This window comes from Segatella copri (genome assembly GCF_024330485.1).
In the GTDB taxonomy this organism is placed as follows: Bacteria; Bacteroidota; Bacteroidia; order Bacteroidales; family Bacteroidaceae; genus Prevotella; species Prevotella copri_L.
This window is the reverse complement of sequence record NZ_JANDWX010000024.1, coordinates 17,129-39,491: the sequence shown is the minus strand read 5'-3', so window position 1 is coordinate 39,491 and position 22,363 is coordinate 17,129. Positions and strand designations below refer to the sequence as shown.

Annotated in this window: 14 protein-coding genes; 13 read left to right on the top strand and 1 reads right to left on the bottom strand. The window is 49.4% G+C overall.

The window, feature by feature from the left end:
* Positions 1-291 precede the first annotated feature (291 nt).
* Positions 292-1,443 (bottom strand): N-acetyltransferase, encoded by a 1,152-nt coding sequence (locus NNC77_RS12175; RefSeq protein ID WP_254971165.1) that lies wholly within the window; start codon positions 1,441-1,443, stop codon positions 292-294.
* Between the two features lie 172 nt (positions 1,444-1,615).
* On the opposite strand from NNC77_RS12175, the gene NNC77_RS12170 reads away from it, so the two are divergent.
* The 13 genes from NNC77_RS12170 to NNC77_RS12110 all read left to right on the top strand — a co-directional run bounded on the left by NNC77_RS12170 (position 1,616) and on the right by NNC77_RS12110 (position 22,303).
* Positions 1,616-2,983 carry an MATE family efflux transporter gene (locus NNC77_RS12170; RefSeq protein WP_254971166.1) on the top strand — a complete coding sequence of 456 codons (1,368 nt, stop codon included), beginning with the start codon at positions 1,616-1,618 and terminating at the stop codon, positions 2,981-2,983.
* A 45-nt stretch (positions 2,984-3,028) separates the two neighbouring features.
* Complete coding sequence (locus tag NNC77_RS12165) at positions 3,029-7,483, top strand: acyl-CoA dehydratase activase-related protein (protein ID WP_254971168.1); 4,455 nt, start codon at positions 3,029-3,031, stop codon at positions 7,481-7,483.
* A 162-nt stretch (positions 7,484-7,645) separates the two neighbouring features.
* Positions 7,646-8,587 carry a serine O-acetyltransferase gene (locus NNC77_RS12160; protein ID WP_117694464.1) on the top strand — a complete coding sequence of 314 codons (942 nt, stop codon included), beginning with the start codon at positions 7,646-7,648 and terminating at the stop codon, positions 8,585-8,587.
* Positions 8,571-10,151: a THUMP domain-containing protein gene (locus tag NNC77_RS12155; protein ID WP_153089037.1), complete on the top strand. Its 1,581-nt coding sequence runs from the start codon at positions 8,571-8,573 to the stop codon at positions 10,149-10,151. The genes NNC77_RS12160 and NNC77_RS12155 overlap by 17 nt, the downstream gene beginning before the upstream one ends.
* Positions 10,152-10,225: 74 nt before the next feature.
* On the top strand, positions 10,226-12,520 hold the full coding sequence (locus NNC77_RS12150) for a DPP IV N-terminal domain-containing protein (protein ID WP_437343726.1): 2,295 nt from the start codon (positions 10,226-10,228) through the stop codon (positions 12,518-12,520).
* A gap of 275 nt (positions 12,521-12,795) precedes the next feature.
* A complete protein-coding gene (gene purD / locus NNC77_RS12145) occupies positions 12,796-14,064 on the top strand; it encodes a phosphoribosylamine--glycine ligase (protein WP_117587961.1) in 1,269 nt (422 codons plus the stop codon).
* A 139-nt stretch (positions 14,065-14,203) separates the two neighbouring features.
* Positions 14,204-15,151, top strand: a complete 948-nt coding sequence (locus NNC77_RS12140) for a hypothetical protein (RefSeq protein WP_254971169.1) — start codon at positions 14,204-14,206, stop codon at positions 15,149-15,151.
* Positions 15,148-15,600, top strand: coding sequence for a YqaA family protein (locus NNC77_RS12135; RefSeq protein WP_118153734.1), 453 nt, complete (start codon positions 15,148-15,150; stop codon positions 15,598-15,600). Before NNC77_RS12140 ends, NNC77_RS12135 begins: the two co-directional genes overlap by 4 nt.
* 77 nt (positions 15,601-15,677) lie before the next feature.
* Complete coding sequence (locus NNC77_RS12130; RefSeq protein ID WP_254971170.1) at positions 15,678-16,481, top strand: metal ABC transporter solute-binding protein, Zn/Mn family; 804 nt, start codon at positions 15,678-15,680, stop codon at positions 16,479-16,481.
* Positions 16,482-16,507: 26 nt separating this feature from the next.
* A complete protein-coding gene (locus tag NNC77_RS12125; protein WP_254971171.1) occupies positions 16,508-17,224 on the top strand; it encodes a metal ABC transporter ATP-binding protein in 717 nt (238 codons plus the stop codon).
* 167 nt (positions 17,225-17,391) lie between these two features.
* Positions 17,392-20,826 carry a glycosyltransferase family 117 protein gene (locus NNC77_RS12120; protein ID WP_254971173.1) on the top strand — a complete coding sequence of 1,145 codons (3,435 nt, stop codon included), beginning with the start codon at positions 17,392-17,394 and terminating at the stop codon, positions 20,824-20,826.
* Between the two features lie 73 nt (positions 20,827-20,899).
* Complete coding sequence (locus NNC77_RS12115; protein WP_117694445.1) at positions 20,900-21,511, top strand: polysaccharide deacetylase family protein; 612 nt, start codon at positions 20,900-20,902, stop codon at positions 21,509-21,511.
* 48 nt (positions 21,512-21,559) lie between these two features.
* Complete coding sequence (locus NNC77_RS12110; RefSeq protein WP_022120806.1) at positions 21,560-22,303, top strand: hypothetical protein; 744 nt, start codon at positions 21,560-21,562, stop codon at positions 22,301-22,303.
* Positions 22,304-22,363: the final 60 nt, after the last annotated feature.

Genomic DNA, 22,363 nt, shown 5'->3' with positions numbered 1-22,363 from the left:
TTTGAGATTTCATGTAAAAAAGTCCTAATTTCTATGTTTCTCTTCTTGCAAATTATGGGATATTAAGAAAAATATAGTATCTTTGCCCCCGAATTGAGGCGTTCTTTGCATATTGCAAAATACAGAAACGAGCAGAAGTCCGCTCGTTTCCATATTGTTACCTATATAATATAGGCAAACGCCCAACTTCTTGATTTTCAATCAAAGTCCAATTTAGAGCGAGTTAGTTTTTTTAACTTTTTAGCCCATTTTCTATCTTTTTTACCACTAAACGGCCCAAAACAGAGACTTTTAAATCTTCTTCTTATAGCAGCGATGACGGCGATGCTGTTCGCTCTCCAGATACTGCCACTGGCTCTGAACACCGGTATTGGTCTCCATCTGCGGCATTGCCTCAGCCCATTTAAAGCCATAACGGCGATACTGCTTTATAAGATCGGCAAAAATAAGCGCGTTGGCTCCCTTCTTGCGATATTCCGGAAGAACACCAATCAAGAGCAAATCTACCGTATCCGTCTTGTGCCACTTCAGAACCTTCAGCACCTTCAGCCAACCCGTAGGGAAAAGCTTGCCATCGCCTATCTCGCGCAGCGCATCGGTAAACGAAGGGAAGGAAACACCAAAGGCAACCAGCTTGTTGCCAGCGTTGCCATCTACCACACCCGTTACCAGGTTCAAGTCAGCCTTCTTGATATAAGTATTTACATATTCATCTATCTGCTTCTCCGTAAGCTGCTGGAAATCATAGAGATTCTTATAAGTCTCGTTCACGATTTCGAACACCTTCCTACCCATACCTCCCGAGGTCAGTTCCCGGCGGGTGAACTTATGAACATGCAGATTATATCGGCTCTCTATCATCTGGGCAGTCTTGGCAAACTTAGCCGGCGTCACTTCCGGAATCCTGATGCGGTACTCCAGCCAGTCGTTATCCTTCTCATAGAGCGGATAACTCTCCAGATGCGTCTTGTAATAAGGATAATTGTAATTGATATACATCGTAGACTTCCGGTCGAAGCCCTCGATGAGCAAGCCTTCACGGTCCATATCCGTAAATCCGAGCGGACCTACGCATTCGTTCATTCCCTTGCTCTTGCCCCAGTTTTCTACCGCGCGCAACAAGGCACAGGAAACCGCAACATTATCCACGAAATCGAACCAGCCGAAGCGAACCTGCTTCTTGTTCCACTCTTCGTTGGCACGATGGTTGATAATGCCAGCAATTCTACCTACGATACGAGCCTCGCTGTCAACCGCCAGGAAGTATTGAGCCTCGCAGAATTCGAAGGCAGGATTCTTCTTTGGGTCCAGCGTATTCATCTCGTCGAAACGCAAAAAAGGAATGGCAAACTTATGGCCTCTGTAGAGATCATAATGAAACTGAATGAAGGTTTTCAGCCCTTTTTTAGTCGTTATCGGTATGATTCTTATCTCATCATTCATTAGTATATTGTTTTATGTATATATATTCAATTGCGGTGCAAAAATACAATAAATTTATGAATAATGCAACTCTTTTCTTATAAATTTATAAAAGTTAGTTCATAATTGTCCAACTTTGTGGATATTTATGTACCTTTGCAGGTTGAAATGCCCCAAAGAGCATCATAAAGTTATGAAGAAAGAGAAAAGAGACAACTATACGTTCCTCACACATGCCCCTGTGCATCATGTGATTTTCACGATGGCCATACCAACGATTATCAGTATGCTGTCGACGAGCATGTACAATCTCGCCGACACCTATTTCGTGGGCAGCATCAACACGCAGAGTGTGGCAGCGGTAGGTGTTTCCTTTGCAGCAATGGCTGTTATCCAGGCGATAGGTTTCTTCTTCGGTCACGGAGCGGGCAATTATGTTTCGCGTCAGTTGGGCGCCAAGCATACGGAAGAGGCACAGAAGATGGCAACAACGGGCTTTGTGCTGAGTTTTCTTACCGGTCTCCTCATCGCCATCCTGGGTCATCTTTTCCTCACACCGCTCTGCCTTCTGATGGGTTCTACGCCCACCATTCTTCCTTATACAGAGCGTTATCTGGGCATTATCCTGCTGGGTGCTCCCTTTATGACCACCTCGCTTACGCTGAATAACCTGATGCGATTTCAGGGCAATACGATGTATGCGATGAAAGGCATCATGTCGGGTGTGCTGCTCAATCTGATTCTGGCTCCTCTGCTCATTCTCTACTTCCAGCTGGGCATTACCGGAGCCGCCGTAGCCACCCTCACCAGCCAGTGTTTCGGCTGCGCCATGCTCTTCTGGATGACGCATAAAGGCGAGAACATCCGCATCCGTCTCAGCAATTTCACCCCTACCCGCGCCTTTGCCAAGGAGATTATCTTCGGCGGAACCCCTTCGCTGTCAAGACAGGGACTGGGAAGTATCGCTACGCTGATGCTCAATGTGGCAGCAGGTGCGTTTGGCGATGCAGCCATTGCGGGCATGAGCATCGTTACCCGCATCTCCTTCTTCACCTATGCGATGGTCATCGGTCTGGGTCAGGGATTCCAGCCGCTCTGCGGATTCTGCTACGGCGCCAAACTCTATGGGCGCGTAAAGGAAGCCTTCTTTTTCTGCATCAGATGCGGCACGGTTTTCCTCGCCGTCTGTGCCCTTCTCGGCTTCATCTTCTCAACTTCCATCATCAGCATCTTCCGCGATGATGCAGCGGTTGTAGCCGTAGGTTCGGTGGCTTTGCGATGGCAGGTGCTCAGTTTTCCGCTCGTAGCCAGCATCGTGCTCACCAACATGCTGATGCAGACCATCCGTAAACCGGTGAGAGCCAACATCGTAGCGGCAGCACGCAGCGGACTTTTCTTCATTCCGCTCATCTTCATCCTCCCCTATTTTTTCGGACTGCTAGGCGTGGAGATGTGTCAGATGTGGGCAGATTGCTGCTCGTTTGCCGTTGCGGTTCCGATAGCCTGGAGCGCTTTCAGGGATATGAGAAGAGAGCAGATGGAACTTGGGAAAAGCCAATAATAAGAAGATACTAGAAGATAAGAGAAAATACTTGAGATAAGAGAAATGGAGAAGACTTATTACATAGGATTGGACGTTGGCTCTACGACAGCCAAAATAGCCGTTATCGACAGCGATAACCGGGTAATTTACTCAAAATACGAACGCCACAACGCTCGTGTCAACGAACTTGTGTCGCAATATTTCGATGAGATTTTAGCCCTTACCGGCGATGCAGAGGCAAGAATCTGCGTAACGGGAAGCGTAGGAATGGCTACTGCCGAACAGCTCCAGGCGGAGTTTGTACAGGAGGTGGTGGCTGCATCGGTCTATGCCCGTACGGCTCATCCTGAGGCGAAGGCGCTCATCGATATCGGCGGCGAGGACGCGAAGGTTATCTTCTTCAAGGAAAACGGAAATATGGAACTGCGCATGAACGGCAACTGTGCCGGCGGAACGGGTGCTTTCATCGACCAGATGAGTGTGCTGATGGGCGTAGAAAACCAGAAGATGAGCGAGTTGGCGATGAAGGCAGAGCACGTTTATCCGATGGCTGCCCGCTGCGGCGTATTCGCCAAGACCGACATCCAGAACCTGATGGCGCGTAATCTGCCCGAAGCAGATATTGCAGCCAGCATCTTCCATTCCATCGCCGTACAGACGGTGGTTACGCTTTCTCACGGCATCAGTTTCGAGGCTCCTATCCTGCTCTGCGGCGGTCCGCTTACCTTTCTTCCGGCTCTCCGCAAAGCTTTCTGCGATTATCTCCATCTTTCTCCAAACGATTTCATCGTATCCGGAAACAGCAATCTCATTCCGGCTCTGGGCTGTGCTTATCGGGCTAAATCGGCAGATTCTGCAGCCTCAGTTTCTGCCCTCAGAAGCCGGATGAAAAAAGAAATACAAACGGAATGGACCAGCAGTCTGCTGCCTCTGTTCAAGAATGAGAAAGAGCACCAGGAATGGCTCAAATCAAAGGCGAAATTCGCTACCGAAACCCAACCGCTGAATAAAGGAAAACAGCAGGTTGTGATTGGTATTGACTCGGGCTCTACTACGACGAAGATTGTTGCGGTAAGGGTGAATGCGGAGACGCCTACGGGAGATATTGTCTTTACCAATTACCGCCTAAATCTGGGAAATCCGATCAAGGCAGTAGCGGATGGACTGAACGCCCTGAAGCAGGAAGCAGCATTGCGAGGCGCTGAACTGGAAATCGTAGGATCCTGCTCTACAGGTTACGGCGAAGAACTCATCAAGGCGGCTTTCGGCCTCGACAGCGGCATTATCGAAACAATGGCGCACGAAAGAGCGGCTGCCTCACTCATGCCCGACGTGAGTTTTATCCTGGACATCGGCGGACAGGACATGAAGGCTATCTTCGTGGAGAAAGGGGCTGTGGTGCGCATGGAACTCAACGAGGCGTGCAGTTCGGGCTGCGGAACATTCATCCAGACCTTTGCCAACAATATGGGTTATTCTGTAGGCGATTTTGCCCAACTCGCCTGCCAGTCGAAGGCTCCCTGCGACCTGGGAACCCGCTGCACCGTCTTCATGAACTCGAAGGTGAAGCAGGTGCTCAGAGAGGGCGCATCTGTAGCTGATATTTCTGCCGGAATCTCTTATTCGGTCATCAAGAACTGTCTTTATAAGGTATTGAAACTCCATGGTAATGAGAACCTTGGAGGCAAAATCGTTGTGCAGGGTGGTACGATGAGAAACGATGCGGTGGTAAGAGCATTTGAGTTGCTCACCCATACCGAAGTGGCACGAAGCAACATGCCTGAACTGATGGGCGCCTACGGCTGTGCCCTTCATGCGGCGGCAGATTACAAGCATCGCACATCTGCAGAAGATACGAACCCTGCCTCATCAAGATCCATCGATGATCTCCAGAATCTGGCTCATTATGAAACCAAACAGCTGCAATGCAAAGGCTGCGAAAACCATTGTTATGTTTCCCGCTACACCTTTACCGGCGGCAACCGATTCTACTCCGGAAACAAGTGTGAGCGTGTGTTCAACAACAAGGGAGCAAATGGGATAAAAGGCAAAAACATCTACGAATATAAATACAGTCTACTCTTTGATAGAGAGACAGTTAACCCACTTGACGCTGTAAAACACAGCGTCAAAGTAGGCATTCCTCGCATCCTCAACATGTACGAGGAATATCCGTTCTGGAATGCGCTGCTCCGGGCAGCAGGATTGGGCGTGATTCTCTCTTCCGATTCCACTTTCAGCCAGTATGAAGGAGCCTTGAATACGGTGATGAGCGACAATATCTGCTTCCCGGCTAAACTGGCTCACAGTCATCTGAAGGAACTCAACGAGAACCCGAAGGTTGACCGCATCCTCATGCCATACGTGGTTTATGAGCATAATGACGACCCGAAGAATACGCTGAACAGCTTCAACTGTCCGGTCGTTTCGGGCTACAGCGATGTCATCAAGTCGGTCATCAATCTGAAGAAACCGATCGATACGCCCGTCATCAACTTTGCCCAGCCTAAGGCGCTGGAAAAGCAGATTACCGATTATCTCAAGCAACTGGGTGTAAGCAAGAAGACTGCCCGTAAAGCGCTGAGAGAGGCCCTCTATGCTCAGGCAGTATATGCAGCCGAGATTAAGAAACAGGGCTGGGAGATTCTGAAAAATGAAGAAACAGAGGCTCAGAAAACGGACGAAGACAAGACTCTGAAGCCAAACAAGGGACTTACGATTCTGCTGGCTGGCCGTCCTTATCATACTGACCCGCTGATTCAGCACAAGCTGAGCGAGATGATTGCCAATCTGGGAGTCAACGTCATCAGCGAAGACATCGCCCGGGGTAATCTCTTTGCAGATTTCAAAGACTTCAATCTGGAGAATCTGGCGGCAGAAAGAAATGAGGCAGCATTAGCCAGCCAAGACAACAACGAAGCATACAACTGTCAGCCAGAGACTTATCTCGTGAAGCAATGGGCGTATATGAACCGCATTCTGAAGGCAGCACAATGGGCAGCCGAACAGGGCGATGAGGTTCATTTCGTCCAGATGACCAGCTTCGGCTGCGGTCCTGACAGTTTTATCCAGGACGAGATTCGCGACATCATGAAGCGCCACAACAAGCCTTTCACGCTGCTGAAGATAGATGATGTGAGCAATATCGGCTCCCTGAAACTCCGTGTCCGCTCGCTGATAGAAAGCCTGAAGGGAGTGAAGAATTCAACACTCAACATTCAACATTCAACACTCAACATTCAACATTTACAACAGACCAAGGTATTCACCAGGCAGGATATTCATCGCAAGATTCTCGCTCCTTTCATGACCGAATACCTCACCCCTATCATTCCGCCTATCCTGAAACTGATAGGCTATGATGTAGAGGTACTTCCGATGAGCGATGAGGTAAGCGCCGAACTCGGCTTGAAGTTTGCCAACAACGAAGTCTGTTATCCGGCAACCCTTATCGTCGGTGACATCATCAAAGCCTTGAAATCAGGCAGATACGACCTGAACAATACGGCAGTAGTGATGAGTCAGACGGGCGGCCAGTGTCGCGCAACCAACTACGCCGGTCTCATCAAGCGTGCGATGATTTCCAATGGATTCCAGGATATTCCGCTGCTCACGCTCGGTGTAACAGCCTCAACAGGCGAAGCATCAGGCTCAACAGACGACAAGCAAGACTACAATGAGCAGGACGGCTTCAATGTGCCTTGGCTGAAATACAGTCAGATTATCGTTACCGCCATTTTCTATGGCGATGCAATCAACGAGATGTACAACGCCTGCATCGTAAGAGAGCGTAAACCGGGCATTGCCAGAGAGTTGCGCGATAAATACATGCAGCTGATAGACGGACCTATCGCCCAGAATTCAGCCAAAGGACTCATCCGACTCCTGGAACAGGCAGCCGAAGAATTCAACCAGATGACCCTTGACAGAACGTTGCCGAAGGTAGGAATCGTAGGCGAAATCTTCCTGAAGTTCAATCCTTTCGCCCACCAGTTCCTGGAGCAGAACATCATTTCGCGCGGCATTGAGGTGGTTCCGCCTCTGCTTGCCCCATTCTTCCTGCAGGAATTTGTGAATGTAGAGATACAGAAACACATGCGACTGAGTTGCACCAGAGTGCCCGATTTCATCATCAAGGGCGCTTATCAGGCGTTGATAGGCAGAAGATTGCGCCAGGTAAACAAGGCAGCCGGCAAGTTCCGCTACTTCCGTCCGTTCACCAATATCTATGATGATGCGAAGGACGTACAGGGACTGGTTTCGCTTGCAGCCCAGTTTGGCGAAGGCTGGCTTCTGCCTGCCGACATCGTAGGTTACATCCGTGATGGCGTGAACAACATCATCTCGCTCCAGCCTTTCGGCTGCATCGCTAACCACGTGATTTCCAAGGGCATCGAGAAACGTCTCCACGACCGTTTCCCTACACTCAACCTTGTATCGCTCGACTTCGATTCCGGGGTTTCAGAGGTAAACGTCACCAACCGACTGCTCCTCTTTCTGGACAGCATCGCAAAATAAGACAAGCCAGACCCATGTACGGTAAAACACCGTACATGGGTCTTTCCATCTTTCATCCCCCAAAAAATCACTCTAAAAAATACAAAAAACCGTAGCTATTTCTTTGTCATTCAAGAAAATAATCGTATCTTTGCACTCAAATTTTATTGAGACATTAAGAAAATGAGTAAAGATACATTAACTCATCAGCTGACAGAGACCATCGAGGAGCTTTCGAGCGCCGAATCTTTGAAGGGTCTCTTCCATCAGCATCGAGACGGGAATCCACTTCCTTCGGGCAAGGCGCTCGAAGAAATCATCAGTTTGTCCCGTTCTATCCTCTTTCCGGGATATTTCGGCAATTCTTCGGTAAATATCTCAACCATCAAATATCACATTGGAGTAAGAGTAGAGAAACTCTATGAGATGCTGTCAGAGCAAATTCTCGCCGGTCTCTGCTTCGCCAACGACTGCGAAACGGAAACCCAGGCTGAACTGCAGCACCAGCGTGCCAAGGCAGGCGTGATTGCAGCCAAGGCAATCATGGAATTCCCGAGACTGCGCAAGATTCTGGCTACCGATGTAGAGGCTGCCTACGAGGGCGACCCGGCTGCCATGAGCCACGGAGAAATCATCTCCTGCTACCCGGTCATCAAGGCGATTACCAACTACCGCATCGCTCACGTGCTGCACGAACTGGGAGTGCCGCTCATTCCGAGAATGATGACCGAACTGGCGCATTCGGAAACCGGTATTGATATTAACCCGGAGGCTACCATCGGCAAGCACTTCACCATTGACCACGGTACGGGTGTGGTGATTGGAGCTACCTGCATCATCGGCGACAATGTGAAACTCTACCAGGGTGTAACCCTCGGAGCCAAGAGTTTCCCACTCGATAAGGACGGCAACCCTATCAAGGGAATCCCTCGCCACCCTATCCTCGAAAATGATGTCATCGTCTACGCCAATGCCACCATCCTCGGTCGCATCACCATCGGAGAAGGCTGCGTAGTGGGAGCCAACGTATGGGTTACCAAGGATATGAAACCGAAAACAAAGAAATATAAAAAAGAAAAACAAAGTTTATTAGATATAGAATTCAATAATGGAACAGGAATTTGAACTCATTGCCAAGACCTTCATGGGCCTGGAGCCTGTCTTGGCTGAAGAGCTCACCCAGTTGGGTGCCAATAATGTACAAATCGGTCGCCGCATGGTGTCTTTCACAGGCGACAAGGAAATGATGTATCGTGCTAACTTCCAGTTGCACACAGCCATCCGTATTTTAAAGCCTATCAAGCACTTCAAGGCTAGAAGCGCTGAAGAGGTGTATGATCAGATTCAGAAGATCAAGTGGGATGACATCTTAGACGTGAAGAAGACTTTCTCTGTTGACTCAGTAGTCTACTCAGAGGAGTTCCGCAACTCACGCTTCGTAACCTACAAGGTAAAGGATGCGATTGTTGACTGGTTCCGCGAGAAGCAGGGTACACGTCCAAATATCAGCGTATCTAACCCGGATATCCGCCTCAACATCCACATTGCAGAAGACAATGCCACCTTGAGTCTCGATTCGAGTGGTGAGAGTCTGCACCGCCGTGGCTACCGCCAGGAGCAGGTAGAGGCTCCTCTGAACGAGGTTCTCGCTGCAGGTATGATTCTGATGACTGGCTGGAAGGGCGAATGCGATTTCATCGACCCGATGTGTGGTTCAGGTACCATCGCCATCGAAGCTGCCCTCATCGCCCGCAACATCTCTCCAGGTGTATTCCGCAAGGAGTTTGCCTTCGAGAAGTGGAACGATTTCGACCAGGATCTCTTCGATACGATTTATAACGACGACTCTCAGGAGCGCGAGTTTGAGCACCACATCTATGGTTACGATGTTGACATGAAGGCTGTAAACACAGCTAACCTCAACGTTCGTGCTGCCGGTCTTAGCAAGGACATCACCATCTCACAGGCTGATTTCAAGGACTTCACCCAGCCAGCAGAGAAGAGCATCATCGTGATGAACCCTCCATACGGCGAGCGCATCTCTACCCCTAACCTCCTGAACACCTACAAGATGATCGGTGAGCGCTTCAAGAAGGCTTTTGCCGGCAACGAGGCTTGGGTATTGAGTTACCGCGAGGAGTGCTTCGAGCAGATTGGTCTGAAACCATCTATCAAGATTCCTGTATTCAACGGAAGCTTGGAGTGCGAATTCCGTAAGTATGTGATGTTCGACGGCAAGATGAAGGACTTCCGTTCTGAAGGCGGTATTGTGAAGACTGAGCGCGAAAAGAGCGAGATGGCTCAGAAGCACCGTTTCAAGAAGGAGCGTGAATTCAAGAAGCGTGTAAGCGAGGAGACAGAAAACGAGGAGGACGATATCCGTTCTTTCAAGTTCCATACTCACCGCCTGGAAGACTTCGAGAAGAAGCGTGCTGAGTTCCATAAGGGCGGCCGTTCACGTATCGGTGGCGGTCGACGCAATGATGACGACGATGACAAGCGTGGAAGCCGTAGCTTCAAGGGCGACCGCAAGGGTGGCCGTGACTTCGGTGGCAAGCGCGACGGAAAGCGTTTCGAGAAAGGCGACAAGCGTGGTGGCTTCAAGGGCGACAAACGTGGTGGCCGTGATTTCGGAGGCAAGCGCGGAGGCAAGAAGAACTTCAGCGTTGACTTCGACGACGAGGATTAAAGAGACATACTACCCATACGTCGTGTTTCACGACGCATGGGTGGTAAACCCGATAAAGTAAAGTAAAGAATATAATGAATCTGAAGAATTCAATTTATAAATTATCTTTTGCTGCTATGATCATGATGGCTATGAATGCAACCGACTTACAGGCTCAGGGCGTGGTTCCTGCTCAGAAAGGCGAGAAAGCCTTTACTTTGGAAGACCTGAACTTCGGCGGCAACAACTATCGTAACATGGTAGCTAAGAACCGCTGGTGCACCTGGTGGGGCAATGAGCTCGTTCGCCAGGATGTGGATGCCTGCTATCTCGTCAACAAGACGACAGGCAAGGAGACCAGACTCTTCGGCATCAATGACATCAACCAGTGGATTGCTCCTACCAAAGACATCAAGGTAAGAGCCCTCTACAATGCTATCTTCCCTTTTGCAGGCAAGAACATCGTGATGGTAAGCAACGGCAGCAAGACTTATACCGTAGACTTCAAAAAGCATAAGCTGCTGAGCGAGATGGATTTTGCTGACGGCGAGAACCTCCTGGAGGCCAACGCCCAGCAGAACGCCTTCGCCTATCTGAAGGGCAGCAACCTCTATGTGCGTACCTTCGATGTAACCAGCAACGCCCTGACAAAAGAGAAGAAATCTCACGATTTCCAGCTCTCAAAGGACGGAAGCCGCGAAATTGTTTATGGACAGAGTGTTCACCGCGATGAGTTCGGCATTAGCAAGGGAACCTTCTGGAGTCCGAACGGCGAACTGCTCGCCTTCTATCGCATGGACCAGAGTATGGTAACCGACTATCCGCAGGTCGACATCCCGGAAATCGGTTTCAATCATCCTGAAACACAGAGTTGCATTGCTACTCCTGCACCAGACAAGTATCCGATGACTGGCGAGACATCACACAAGGTAACCGTAGGCGTGTTCGACTGCATGACCGGCAAGACCGTCTATCTGAAGGCTGGCGACCCAACCGACCGCTACTTCACCAACATTGCATGGAGTCCGGACAGCAAGACCATCTATATGTTCGAACTGAACCGCGACCAGAACGACTGCCGTCTTACCGCCTACAGCGCAGAGACCGGCGAGAAGACTGGCGAACTCTATCGCGAGACCGATGAGAAATACGTGGAGCCTTGCCACCCTATCCAGTTCCTGCCTTGGGACAGCAACAGCTTTATCATGCAGAGCCGCAAGGATGGCTACAACCACCTCTATCTCTGCACCCTGGGCAAGCACGGAAGCCGCATGGCAAGCAATACAGAATCACTTGAAATCAAGCAGTTGACTTCCGGCAAATGGGAAGTGATGGAAGTGCTCGGTTTCAACAGCAAGCGCAAGAGTATCATCATCGCATCCAACGAGAAATCGCCTATCCAGAGAAACATCTTTGCCGTAGATACAAAAACCGGCAAGCGTACGCTGGTAGATGATTGCGAAAAGGGATGGCACAGCGCCACTTTGAGCGAGAACGGACAGTATGTCTTCGACAACTACTCTACTCCTACCGTGCCTCGCAAGATTGCCCTCGTGAATACCGAGAACGGCAAGCGCACCGCTTACTTCACTGCCGAGAACCCTTGGAAGGGCTACAATGTACCTGAATACAGCTGCGGTACCATCAAGGCTGCCGATGGCGAAACAGACCTCTACTGGAGAATGGTGAAGCCGGTAAACTTCGATCCAAACAAGAAGTATCCTACCATTATATATGTATATGGTGGTCCTCATGCCCACAACGTAGATGCCCGCTGGAACTACTCTAGCCGTGGTTGGGAAACCTACATGGCAGAAAAGGGCTATCTGCTCTTCATCCTCGACAACCGTGGAAGCGAGAACCGTGGCAAGGCTTTCGAGCAGGCTACCTTCCGCCAGCTCGGACAGATTGAGATGCAAGACCAGATGAAGGGCGTGGAATATCTGAAGACGCTTCCTTACGTAGATGCTGACAAGATTGGCGTTCACGGCTGGAGCTTCGGCGGATTCATGACCATCTCACTGATGACCAACCACCCTGATGTGTTCAAGGTAGGCGTAGCAGGCGGTCCGGTAATCGACTGGCACTGGTACGAGGTGATGTATGGCGAGCGCTATATGGACACCCCACAGACCAACCCAGAGGGTTACAAGAAGACCTCTCTGCTCTATCAGGCAAAGAACCTGAAGGGCAAGCTGCAGATTATCCAGGGCTTGAACGATGTGACTGTAGTGCCACAGCACTGCCTCACCTTCCTCAAGGCTTGCATCGCAGCAGGCACCCAGCCAGACTTCTTCGTCTATCCTGGCGAGCCTCACAACATGAGAGGTCACCAGAGCACTCATCTGCATGAGCGCATCAGCAATTATTTCTTCGATTATTTGAAATAACAAATTCAAGTTTCGCAAGTGGTTCAAGAACGGGCTGAAGGCCCAAAAGCTCCTAGCCCAGGGCATCGCCCTGGGTATAATGGCAATCAGTAAGGCGCCCTGTAAGGGCAAAAGCTTTATGTTTTGTCTGGAGTTTTAAAGCTTTTGCCCTTACAGGGCGACAGGTTTGCGTCCGTAATTACCCAGGGCGATGCCCTGGGCTAGGGGCTTCTGCCCTTTCAGGGCGTGTGGGGCTTACTTGCGAAAGTTTAGTAACAAACAATAACTTACAGCAAATGAAAATTTTATTGTTAGGAGGCGGTGGCCGCGAGCACGCCTTAGCATGGAAAATCGCTCAGAGCGAGAAGTGTGAGAAACTCTTCATCGCTCCTGGTAATGCCGGTACACAGAATGTCGGCGAGAACGTAGATATCAAGGCAGACGACTTTGAGGCGCTCAAGAACTTCACAGTAGAGAATGGCGTTGATATGGTGGTAGTTGGTCCGGAAGACCCATTGGTAAAGGGTGTTTACGATGACTTCAAGAACGATCCTCGCACCCAGAACATCCCTGTCATCGGTCCATCAAAGGCTGGCGCCGTATTGGAAGGCAGCAAGGACTTCGCCAAGAAGTTCATGAAGCGCCACAATATCCCTACTGCCCAGTATGAGACTTTCGACGGCGAGCACGTAGAGGAAGGCTTGAAATTCCTGGAGACACTGAAGGCTCCATACGTATTGAAGGCTGACGGTTTGTGCGCCGGTAAGGGCGTTCTCATCCTCCCTACCCTGGAAGAGGCTAAGAAAGAGTTCAAGGAGATGCTCGGCGGTATGTTCGGCAACGCTTCTGCACGCGTAGTCATCGAGGAGTTCCTCAGCGGCATTGAGTGCTCTGTATTCGTATTGACCGACGGCAAGAACTACAAGATTCTGCCTGAGGCTAAGGATTACAAGCGCATCGGCGAGCACGATACCGGTCTGAACACCGGTGGTATGGGTAGCGTTACCCCTGTACCATTCGCTACCAAGGAGTGGATGCAGAAGGTTGACGAGCGCATCATCCGTCCTACTGTAGAAGGACTTGCTGAGGAGAACATCGACTATAAGGGATTCATCTTCTTCGGTCTGATCAACGTTGAAGGCGAGCCTATGGTCATCGAGTACAACTGCCGTATGGGTGACCCTGAGACAGAGAGCGTGATGCTCCGCCTGAAGAGCGACATCGTGGATCTCTTTGAGGGTGTAGCAGCAGGCGACTTGGACAAGCGCAGCATCGAATTTGATGAGCGTGCAGCAGTCTGCGTGATGCTCGTAAGCGGCGGTTATCCTGAGGCTTACAAGAAGGGTTATCCTATCCAGGGCATCGACGATGTAGAAGGTTCGGTAGTATTCCACTCCGGTACAGCCATGAAGGATGGTCAGGTAGTAACCAACGGTGGTCGTGTCATCTGCGTAAGCAGCTACGGCAAGGACAAGGAAGAAGCCTTGAAGAAGAGCTTTGCTGAGGCACAGAAGATCCAGTTCACCGACAAGTACTTCCGTTCTGATATCGGACAGGACCTTTAGTTTTTTAATGTTTAATGTTGAATGTTGAATGTTGAATTGCCTAACGGACTCAAGGGCGCTAGCCTAATTCAACATTCAACACTTAACATTCAACATTCAACATTCAACATTCAACATTCAACATTCAACATTGAATTAGATGTTAAGAAAGAAAACTTTTCAAAATAAAGTAGCGGCTAGCCGCTACTCTTTACCTATTACTGCAACCCTTGCCACGCTGGTTTGGGTTGCAGTAGGTTTATTGGTATCCAATATCTGGGTAGAATTTGCTTTCACAGCCATGTCTACCCTGCTGATGGTGGAACTGAACAACCGTAATGCTCTGATGCGTACCTACAGCCGAATGGTATCTTGCAGTTTTCTGGCATTAATGACGATGGCAGGACTCCCCCAACTCTCTTTAAAAAGCAGTATTGTGACGATGTGTTTCATCGCCTTTTATCTCATTATCTGGAATTGCTATCAGGATAAACGCTCTACAGGCTGGACTTTCTACGCCTTTGCCTGCATCGGTCTGGCATCGATGGTTTTCGTGCAGATAGGCTATTTCATGCCTATCCTATGGATCATGATCATGGTGTTTACCCTCTCGTTTAGCGTAAAGACATTCTTTGCATCCCTGGTAGGTCTCATCGTGCCCTATTGGTTTGCAGCCGGTTATTTCTTCTATACCGACAACATACAGGGTCTGGCTGACCACTTCTGCGAATTCATCAACTACAGCGAACTCTTTGATTATTCGCAGGTTACCGACCATCAGGTACTGAACCTGAGTTTCGTTACCCTGCTCACCATCATCGGTTCCATCCACTTCATACGCACCAGCTACGGCGACAAGATACGCACCCGCATGATCTACGAAACGTTTATCATGATATCGGTTGCCAGCATCATCTTCATCGTCCTCCAACCTCGACATATACAGGAACTGGGCGGCATCCTAATTGTGAATACAGCACCGCTTATCGCCCATTTCATCACATTCACCAGAGGTAAGTTTACCAACATCTCCTTCATTCTGCTGCTCATCATGCTGGTACTTATCATGGCTTACAACATACTCGTACCAGAGAGCATATTACTATGAGTTGGATTATCAGTTTCTTAATCGACTGGGGCTATTGGGGCATGCTTGCTGCAGCTTTTCTGGCAGGTTCTTTCTTCCCATTCAGCAGCGAGGCAGTAATGGCAGGCTTGCAGACAGCTGGACTAGAGCCTCTCCCCCTCGTTATCTACGGTAGCATCGGCAATGTGCTTGGTTCCATGTTCAACTATGGTGTGGGCAGAATGGGTAAGATGGAATGGATAGAGAAATACCTGCATGTGAAGAAAAAAAGTCTGGATAAGGCTGAACGTTTCATGGCAGGCAGAGGCGCCTGGATGGGATTCTTCGCCTTTCTCCCACTATTGGGAAGTGCCATCACCATCGTTTTAGGCTTGACAAGAGCCAATATTCCGATTTCGATACTCAGTATCACCATCGGAAAAGTACTAAGATATGTTTTATTGGTCTATGGACTGAGTTTTATCGTTTAATTATGAAGAGATTTTTATACCTTATTATAATATGCGCCCTAATGGTTGGCTGCAAAAGCAACCAGCAAAAGGCTGGCATGGCTGAAAGTAATGCCAAGCCTACTGTAACCGTTACCATCCCTCCCTACCAATATTTCGTAGATAAGATTGCCGGAGACAAGGTAGATGTCAACGTAATGGTATCGAATGGTAACAATCCAGAGACTTACGAGCCATACGCCCAGCAGATGATGGAACTTTCGAAGAGTGCCCTCTATCTGAAAGTGGGCAGCATCGGTTTTGAGCAGACCTGGATGAAGAAGCTGCAGGACAACGCTCCGGATATGAAAGTGATAGATACTTCCGTGGGCATCAAGCCTGCCAAGACTCCGGGTGGCAACATCGACCCACACGTATGGATGAGTTGCAGCAATGCCCGCATCATAGCCAGCAACATCCTCAAGGCGCTCTGCGAACTGGAGCCGAAGAACAAGGCATTCTTTGAGAAGAACTACCAGTCGCTGCTCAGCAGAATCGACAGGCAGGACAGCATCATCAGAAAGAGTTTCAAGGATAATCCGGAGATGGTTCACAAATTCGTCATCTATCACCCTATCCTCACCTACTTCGCCCGCGATTACCAGTTGGAGCAGCTTGCCATCGAGGAAGAAGGCAGGGAGCCAAGCGCCGCCCAGCTGAAGAGTCTCATCGAAAGAGCCAGGAAGGAAAAAATCAGATACTGTCTCATACAGGCTGAATTTGCCAACCGCAACACCACGACATTCATCAAGGAAAGCCAAACCAAGGCGATGGATATCAACCCATTGCAGGCAGATTGGGCCTATGCGATGAAAGAAGTATCTCTGGCGGTACAAGGCAAGAAAATTGTGGTAGGAAAATAAAGAACAACAACTAATCATAAAGTTCAATGTTCAAAGTTCAAAGTTCAAAGTTAATAGAGATAGAGCATCTTTCGGCAGGCTATGAAGGCAAGGAGGTGCTCCACGACATCAACCTCACCGTCTGTAAAGACGATTATCTTGGCATCATCGGTCCTAACGGTGGTGGCAAGACAACCCTCATGCGCCTCATCTTGGGACTGATGAAACCCACAGACGGCAGCATCCACTTTTATAAAGACGGGGTGGAAGTAAGGGAAATCAGTATGGGATATCTGCCCCAATACAACCATCTCGACAAACAGTTCCCTATCTCCGTTTATGAAGTGGTACTCTCAGGACTCAGCAAGACCAAAAGTCTCTTTTCGAGATACACCCAGGCACAGCACCAGCAGGTTCTCGACTGTCTGGAACAGATGCAGCTCACGGAGTTGAAAGACCGCCATATCGCAGCCTTGAGCGGTGGACAGCTTCAGCGAGTACTCCTCGCCCGTGCCATTGTTTCGAAACCCGATGTAGTGATACTGGATGAGCCCAACACCTACATCGACCGCCGTTTCCAGAAGCAGATGTACGAGATGCTGGAACAGATCAACCGGGAGTGCGCCATTATCATCGTAAGCCATGATGTAGCCGAAGTGCTCAATAACGTTAAGCACATCGCCTGCGTAAATCATCATCTCCACTACCACGATACGGCAGATATGCCGAGAGAGAAACTGGAAGAGCATTTCTTAAATGTATAGGCTTATTATATAATAATGCCTAAAAAACAGGTGCAAAAATCCATATTATCTCATCTTTTTATTATCTTTGCAACTGGAATGTGCCTTTCTTGAAAGGCACAGAGAAAGCACTCAGAAACAGAGAAAGCATTCAGAAAGAAATATAATACATTAAAGTTTAAACAATAATGAAACAGTACAGATTAGTGGACAATATCTTCGGATGGGTCGCATTCATCATTGCGGCGTTCACTTATTGTTCCACAATTGAACCGACAGCCAGTTTCTGGGACTGTCCTGAGTTTATTACGACTGCTTACAAGCAGGAGATCGGTCACCCACCTGGGGCACCATTCTTCATGCTTTTAGGCAATTTCTTCACACATTTCGCCAGCGACACTACCCAGGTAGCCAAGATGGTAAATACGATGAGCGCCCTGCTGAGCGCCGTCTGTATCATGTTCCTCTTCTGGACCATCACCCACCTGGCTCGCCGACTCGTCATCAGCGACTGGAAAGAACTGACTACCAGTAAGCTGATTGCCATCGAGGCATCCGGTATGGTAGGCGCACTCATCTACACCTTCAGCGATACCTTCTGGTTCTCTGCTGTCGAGGGTGAGGTTTATGCGTTCTCTTCTGCCTTTACCGCTGTGGTATTCTGGCTGATATTGAAGTGGGAAGACCATGCTGACGAGCCTCATAGCGACCGTTGGCTTGTGCTCATCGCCTATATGACCGGTTTGAGTATCGGTGTCCACCTGCTCAACCTGCTCTGTATCCCAGCCATCGTATTGGTTTATTACTACAAGAAGGTGCCACATGCCAACCTCAAGGGCTCGCTCCTGGCGCTGTTCCTTTCATTCCTCGTAGTGGTAGCCGTATTGTATGGTGTGGTTCCAGGTATCATCACCGTAGGCGGCTGGTTCGAGCTGTTCTTTGTCAACACCCTCGGCTGTCCGTTCAATACCGGTGAAATCGTATACATCATCTGTCTCGTAGCCTCTGTCATCTGGGGCATCTACGAGACCTGTAATGCATCAGAGAAGAACGAGAAGAAGCAGAATATCGCCTTCGTTATCGGTTTCGGCATGCTCGGCATCCCATTCTACGGATATGGCTGGACAGCTGCCATTACCGGCATCATCGTGCTGGTTATCCTCTGGTTCGTACTCGGCTACAAGCGCAAGCAGGAAGTAGTAACAGGCGTTGACGAATCTACTGGCATCGCCAAGAAGAAGATGCAGCTCCTGCCGCTCATCTCAGCACGCGTCAAGAACACAGCCTTGCTCTGCATGCTGATGCTGATGATTGGTTATTCCAGCTACGCACTCATCGTGATCCGTTCTTCTGCCAACCCTCCTATGGACCAGAACTCTCCTGAGGACATCTTTACCCTGGGAAGTTATCTGAGCCGCGACCAGTATGGCGACCGCCCTCTGTTCTATGGCCAGGCTTATACATCACAGGTAGCCCTCGAAGTAGACGGCAACATGTGCAAGCCTGTCATGAAGGAAGGCGCACCGGTTTACCAGCGCAAGGAGAAAGCTTCGGCTGATGAGAAGGACTCTTACTTCGTAGTAAGTCACAAGAATAAGTATATCTATGCCCAGAACATGCTCTTCCCTCGTATGTACAGTTCGGCTCATGCCCAGGCATACGAAGACTGGATGGGCGGTGTAGAAGGCACAGAGATTCCTTACGACCGCTGCGGAGAGAGTATGATGGTGAAGATGCCGTCACAGTTTGACAACATCCGCTTCTTCCTCTCTTACCAGTGCAACTTCATGTACTGGCGCTACTTCATGTGGAACTTTGCCGGCCGTCAGAACGACATCCAGGGCAATGGTGAGCCAGAGCACGGAAACTGGATTACCGGTTTCTCATTCATTGATGATTCACTCTATGGCGACCAGAGCAAATTGCCAGACGACCTGAAGGAGAACAAGGGCCACAATGTATTCTATTGCATGCCGCTGATTCTCGGTCTCATCGGACTTTTCTGGCAGGCTTGGTATACCCGCAAGAAGAAGGTAATGAAGAACGGCAAGGAAGAGGAAGTACTCCTCCCGATCGGAATCCAGCAGTTCTGGATTGTATTCTTCCTGTTCTTCATGACAGGTCTTGCCATCGTCATCTACCTGAATCAGACACCGATGCAGCCACGTGAGCGTGACTATGCTTATGCCGGCTCATTCTATGCATACGCTATCTGGTGCGGTCTCGGCGTACTCGCCATCATCGACATCCTGAAGCGCAAGATGAAGCTCAGCGGTACTGCCGTAACAGCCATCGTAGCTGTACTAACTCTGCTCGTACCTATCCAGATGGCATCACAGACCTGGGATGATCACGACCGCTCAAACCGTTACACCTGCCGTGACTTCGGTCAGAACTATCTGATGTCACTCCAGGAGAAGGGCAACCCTATCATCTTTACCAATGGTGATAATGATACCTTCCCACTCTGGTACAACCAGGAGGTAGAAGGCGTAGGAACAGATGCCCGCGTATGTAACCTGAGCTACCTGCAGACCGACTGGTATATCGACCAGATGATGCGTCCTGCATACAACTCACCATCCGTGCCAATCACCTGGCCACGTCTCGACTTCTGTTCCGGTACCAACGAATATGTATCTGTTGAGCCTGAGGCAAAGAAGCAGATTCTCGACTTCTACAAGCAGGATCCAGAGAATGCCAAGAAGCAGTTTGGTGAGGAACCGTTCGAGCTCAAGAACATCCTGAAGAACTGGGTACGCAGCAAGAATCCAGACATGCACTTCATCCCTACAGATACCCTCTATGTCACCATCGACAAGGAGGCTGTAAAGAAGAGCGGCATGATGATGGCATCAGATTCTATTCCAGACAAGATGGTCATCTCGCTTGCCGGCAAGAGCGCACTCTACAAGGGCGACCTCATGATGCTCGAAATGTTGGCACAGTGCAACTGGACCCGTCCGCTCTACGTAGCACTCACCGTAGGCGAAGAGAACTATATGAACCTCGGCGACAACTTCGTACAGGAGGGACTTGTGAACCGTATCACTCCGTTCACCACCAACAAGCCAGGTGCCAAGAACTTCGATACAGAGAAGGCTTATCACAACATCATGACCCGATTCAAGTTCGGCAACCTGAAGCAGAAGGGACTCTACATCGACGAGACAACCATGCGTATGTGTTATACCCACCGTCGCCTGCTCGCCCAGACAGCCCTCCAGCTCATCGCCGAAGGCAAGAAACAGAAGGCTATCAACATCCTGAAGAAGGCTGATACCGAGATTCCGGCCTACAATGTTACGCTCGACTACATGAGCGGTGGCTTGGATATGGCTCGCGGCTGGCTGATGACCGGTCAGAAAGCCAAGGGCAAGGAATATATTGAAGCGGTATGGAAGAATGCCTCACAATACCTCAACTACTATCTCTCGCTGCCAAACGACCGTTTCCTCCAGGCAGAGCATGACTGCATCCGTCAGATCATGATCATGCAGAGCATCTGCGAGGCTGCCGGAATGGTGAGTCCACAGTTGGAGCAGAAGTATGAGAAGCAGCTCAACAACCTCTACCGTCTCTATCATGGCAGAGGTGGCAGAATGCCGGAAGGCAATCAGTAAAAAATAGAAAAAAGTTTGGTGTCGCAAAACACGACACCAAACTTTTCATTATTCATATAAACCTGTTTTATCCATGTTCATAGAGCAACCAGCCAAATGGCTCAGATGGTTATATCCAAAGGCCATCTGGAGAATGGACAAGAAAGACCATTCTGTCTATCTTACATTTGATGACGGTCCAATTCCTGAGTCAACTCCATTCATCTTAGAGACCCTGAGAAAGTACAATATCAAGGCTACTTTCTTTATGGTAGGCGAGAATGTATTGCGCAATCATGACCTCTACAACCAGATTGTGGCAGAGGGTCATCAGGTAGGTAACCATACATTCAATCATATCGGTGCCTTCAAGCACCGCGTCATCTCCTACGTGCTCAACACCAATAAGGCGAACGATATCATCCATGCCCATCTCTTCCGTCCACCTCACGGCTGGATGCGACCAAGTGAGTATTGGTGGCTGCACCGCACTTACAAGGTCATCATGTGGGACGTGGTGACACGCGACTATTCCAAATGGATGACGGCAGAAGATGTGGTGAACAATGTGAAGCGATATGCCCGCAATGGCAGCATCATCACCTTCCACGACTCGCTGAAGAGCATTGAAAAGCTGAAGACAGCGCTCCCTCAGGCCATAGAATGGCTCATGGAACAGGGGTATGAATTTAAGACTTTTGAATAAGAAGCTGTTATTTGCAAACAGGAACAGCCCAATAAACACAGACAAGAAATGAGCAAAAGAATCAACAGTTATCAGGCAGTAGCTGCATTTGTAAGAGGTTTCTTCGAAGCTTACGCACGTGGCATCATCGATGCTACCATCGAAGGCAATGACTTCAGCAAGAAGAACGACCCGAAACAGATCAAGCAGATGATGCTGGAGCACTATGGCGAGGTAAACCAATACTTCTTCGACATCATGTTCTCAACCCTCGTACGCCTCAACTACAAGACTGCCGAGGAAGCCAACGAGCGCATGAAGAAGAACTTCGACAGCATGAAACAGGCTGACCCGACCTTTGAGCCAACCATGCTCGACTACTTGCGCATAGCCTGCAAATCGAACCAGCTTTACAAGGCGATGGAGTCAGAATACAAGCGTAACTTCACCTGGCTTCTTCAAGGCAAGTTTACCACTCTTGAAGAACATGTACGCGATTACACCCATGGCATTCTCATCAGTCTTGCTGATGAGCCGATGGCCATCCATCTCCTGGTCCGCATCATCGTAAAGGCATACGCCGCAGGCTTGAAGTGTGGCAGCAAGGAGGGCGAACAGCACCAGCTCCACATGCCTACCCTTCACGGCATGTTGCTGAACAATGTCAACATCCTGCTCAACGAGACTCCGCTCAAGAGCAGCACCGAAGATCCAGTTGCCCTCTTCAAGGAGGCATGCAAGAATGAAGAAGAAAACATCAACGTTCTTTTCAACACATTAAACGATGCGATGAAAGAACTGGCAGAAGAATAAGAGAAAAGCATCATTGATGACGAGCACAGCACCAGATTCGAGAACCTTATCTATCGTGCC